Annotated in this window: 7 protein-coding genes; all 7 read left to right on the top strand. The window is 65.9% G+C overall.

The features are described from left to right. Window positions 1–374 precede the first annotated feature (374 nt). On the top strand, window positions 375–683 hold the full coding sequence (rpsJ, locus tag NQ160_RS20445) for a 30S ribosomal protein S10 (protein WP_022895514.1): 309 nt from the start codon (window positions 375–377) through the stop codon (window positions 681–683). Between the two features lie 8 nt (window positions 684–691). Further along, on the top strand, window positions 692–1,351 hold the full coding sequence (rplC, locus tag NQ160_RS20440) for a 50S ribosomal protein L3 (RefSeq protein WP_257495796.1): 660 nt from the start codon (window positions 692–694) through the stop codon (window positions 1,349–1,351). A 2-nt stretch (window positions 1,352–1,353) separates the two neighbouring features. Beyond that, window positions 1,354–2,016, top strand: coding sequence for a 50S ribosomal protein L4 (gene rplD, locus NQ160_RS20435; RefSeq protein ID WP_257495797.1), 663 nt, complete (start codon window positions 1,354–1,356; stop codon window positions 2,014–2,016). Continuing rightward, window positions 2,013–2,324, top strand: a complete 312-nt coding sequence (rplW, locus tag NQ160_RS20430) for a 50S ribosomal protein L23 (protein ID WP_257495798.1) — start codon at window positions 2,013–2,015, stop codon at window positions 2,322–2,324. Before rplD ends, rplW begins: the two co-directional genes overlap by 4 nt. Before the next feature lie 25 nt (window positions 2,325–2,349). Beyond that, window positions 2,350–3,189 (top strand): 50S ribosomal protein L2, encoded by an 840-nt coding sequence (rplB, locus tag NQ160_RS20425; protein WP_257495799.1) that lies wholly within the window; start codon window positions 2,350–2,352, stop codon window positions 3,187–3,189. A 12-nt stretch (window positions 3,190–3,201) separates the two neighbouring features. Next, window positions 3,202–3,483: a 30S ribosomal protein S19 gene (gene rpsS / locus NQ160_RS20420; protein ID WP_135063327.1), complete on the top strand. Its 282-nt coding sequence runs from the start codon at window positions 3,202–3,204 to the stop codon at window positions 3,481–3,483. 26 nt (window positions 3,484–3,509) lie between these two features. Continuing rightward, window positions 3,510–3,694 (top strand): large ribosomal subunit protein uL22 (locus NQ160_RS20415; protein ID WP_257516930.1); only part of this gene is annotated, 185 nt, incomplete at its 3' end.

The following is a 3,694-nucleotide window of genomic DNA, read 5'->3' as shown; positions in this document are numbered from 1 at the left end:
GGCGACACGCCCGAGTTTGCGACACGCCCGGGCGACGCGTACACTAGTGAAGTTCCACATTCCGGTGGTCGCTCTGCGTGCCCCGGATCACTGTCACGGCAGTGCATAGGCGGCGCGATACGCGCAGGGTCCTAGGCCGCGGGCAGCAGAACACCACATCCCACAAACCCGACCCCGCTCCGGCGGGTCGCATTCCATGCGCACGGGGGAGTGAGGAGCCGCAGGCCGATCGGCGTGCGGTTTGACAGCAGAACAGCGGTGCAGCATCCCCACCTCGCGTGGTGACAAGTGCCAGGCGCAATTCCGCGCCACCGTGCGTCCAATGCGCTCATGACCCGTGAGACGTAAGACGCGAGAAAGAGAGTGAGCAGACAATGGCGGGACAGAAGATCCGCATTCGCCTGAAGTCGTATGACCACGAGGTCATCGACACGTCGGCACGCAAGATCGTCGACACCGTGACCCGTGCGGGCGCGACGGTCGTGGGCCCGGTGCCCCTGCCGACGGAGAAGAACGTCGTGGCCGTCATCCGGTCGCCCCACAAGTACAAGGACAGCCGCGAGCACTTCGAGATGCGCACCCACAAGCGCCTGATCGACATCATCGACCCGACGCCCAAGGCCGTCGACTCGCTGATGCGTCTCGACCTGCCGGCAGACGTCAACATCGAGATCAAGCTCTGAGGTTCGACATGGCTGACATCAACAACAAGGTTTCGAAGGGTCTCCTGGGCACCAAGCTCGGCATGACCCAGGTTTGGGACGAGAACGGCAAGCTCGTTCCCGTCACCGTGATCGAGGTCGCACCCAACGTGGTGACCCAGGTCCGCACGCCCGAGAAGGACGGCTACAAGGCCGTGCAGATCGCGTACGGGCAGATCGACCCCCGCAAGGTCAACAAGCCGCAGACGGCCCACTTCGAGGCTGCCGGCGTGACCCCCCGTCGCCACCTCACCGAGGTGCGCACCGCCGACGCTGCTGACTACTCACTCGGTCAGGAACTGACGGTGGACGGCACCTTCGAGGCCGGCCAGCTGGTCGACGTCGTCGGCACCAGCAAGGGCAAGGGCACCGCGGGTGTCATGAAGCGTCACAACTTCAAGGGCGTCTCCGCTTCGCACGGTGCGCACCGCAACCACCGCAAGCCCGGCTCGATCGGCGCATCGTCGACCCCGAGCCGCGTCTTCAAGGGCATGCGCATGGCCGGCCGTATGGGTGGCGAGCGCGTGACCGTCCTCAACCTCACGGTGCACGCCGTCGACGCCGAGAAGGGTCTGCTGCTCGTCAAGGGCGCCGTCCCCGGTGCTCGTGGCCGCATCGTCTACGTCCGCAACGCAGTGAAGGGTGCCTGATCATGGCTGACTCGACTCTCGCGCTCGACGTTCGTACGGCCGACGGCAAGAAGGCCGGCTCCGTGGAGCTGCCCGCCGCTCTGTTCGACGTCAAGACGAACATCCCGCTGATCCACCAGGTCGTCGTCGCGCAGCTCGCTGCGGCACGCCAGGGCACCCACTCGACCAAGCGTCGCGGTGAGGTCTCCGGCGCCGGCCGCAAGCCCTTCAAGCAGAAGGGCACGGGTAACGCCCGTCAGGGCTCGATCCGCGCACCCCAGATGACCGGTGGTGGCATCGTGCACGGCCCGAAGCCGCGCGACTACTCGCAGCGCACCCCCAAGAAGATGGTCGCCGCCGCCCTGCTGGGCGCACTCAGCGACCGCGCTCGCGGGCAGCGTCTGCACGTCGTCGACTCCTTCGCGATCGACGGCGCGCCCTCCACGAAGGCCGCTGCCGCGGTGCTCTCCGGGCTCACCGCCACCAAGCGGGTGCTCGTGGTCATCGACCGCACCGACGAGATCACCGTCAAGAGCGTGCGCAACCTCGCGTACGTCCACGTGCTGACCTTCGACCAGCTCAACGCCTACGACGTGCTCGTCTCCGACGACATCGTCTTCACCAAGGCCGCCTACGACGCGTTCGTCGCGTCGAAGAAGGCCAACACCGAGGAGGTCTCGGCATGACCACCGCGAACATCGCAGTGAACAAAGACCCGCGCGACATCATCCTCAAGCCGGTCGTCTCCGAGAAGAGCTACGGGCTCATCGACGAGGGCAAGTACACGTTCCTCGTGGACCCCCGTGCGTCGAAGACCGAGATCAAGCTCGCGATCGAGAAGATCTTCAACGTCAAGGTCGCCTCGGTCAACACCCTGAACCGCCCCGGCAAGGCACGTCGCACCCGCTTCGGGATGGGCAAGCGCAAGGACACCAAGCGCGCCATCGTGACGCTCAAGTCGGGCACCATCGACATCTTCACGGCAGTCGGCTGACGGTCGGGACAGAGGACTAGAGAACATGGCTATTCGCAAGTACAAGCCCACGACCCCGGGTCGCCGCGGCTCGTCGGTGGCCGACTTCGCCGAGATCACCCGATCGACGCCTGAGAAGTCGCTCCTCCGCCCGCTCTCCAAGACCGGTGGTCGCAACAACCAGGGCCGCATCACCACCCGCCACATCGGCGGTGGCCACAAGCGCCAGTACCGCGTCATCGACTTCCGTCGCAATGACAAGGACGGCGTCAACGCCAAGGTCGCTCACATCGAGTACGACCCCAACCGCACCGCACGCATCGCGCTGCTGCACTACTTCGACGGCGAGAAGCGTTACATCCTCGCGCCGAACAAGCTGGCGCAGGGCGACATCGTCGAGTCGGGTGCCGGCGCTGACATCAAGCCGGGCAACAACCTGCCGCTGCGCAACATCCCCACCGGTACCGTCATCCACGCCATCGAGCTCCGCCCCGGCGGCGGCGCGAAGATGGCGCGTTCGGCGGGCACCTCGGTGCGTCTCGTCGCCAAGGACGGCCCCTACGCGCAGCTGCGTCTGCCCTCGGGTGAGATCCGCAACGTCGACGCACGCTGCCGCGCCACGATCGGCGAGGTCGGCAACGCCGAGCAGTCGAACATCAACTGGGGCAAGGCCGGCCGTAACCGCTGGAAGGGCATCCGCCCGACCGTCCGCGGTGTCGCGATGAACCCTGTCGACCACCCGCACGGTGGTGGTGAGGGTAAGACCTCCGGTGGTCGTCACCCCGTTTCTCCTTGGGGCCAGGCTGAGGGTCGCACCCGCCACGCCAACAAGGAAAGCGACAAGTACATCGTCCGCCGTCGCAACGCCGGCAAGAAGCGCAAGTAGGAGTAGAGGAAGATGCCTCGTAGCCTCAAGAAGGGCCCCTTCGTCGACGAGCACTTGCTTCGCAAGGTCGTCTCGCAGAACGAAGCCGGTTCCAAGAACGTCATCAAGACCTGGTCGCGCCGTTCGATGATCATCCCGGCAATGCTGGGTCACACCATCGCCGTGCACGACGGTCGCAAGCACATCCCCGTGTTCGTGACCGAGACCATGGTCGGCCACAAACTGGGCGAGTTCGCGCCCACCCGCACCTTCCGCGGCCACGTGAAGGACGACAAGAAGGGCCGCCGCCGCTGACGCGGTGGCGCAGAGAGGAGAGAGAGATGGTGGATTCCATCGCCCGCGTGCGACACATCCGCGTGACCCCTCAGAAGGCTCGTCGTGTCGTCGCTCTCATCAAGGGCAAGCAGGCTCAGGAGGCCCTGGCCATCCTGAAGTTCGCGCCGCAGAGTGCGTCCGAGCCGATCTACAAGCTCGTCGCTTCCGCGATGGCGAACGCCCGCGTCGC

Source organism: Microbacterium sp. zg.Y909, assembly GCF_024626565.1.
The sequence above is the reverse complement of the archived record's forward strand: the minus strand, read 5'-3'. Positions and strand labels throughout refer to the sequence as shown.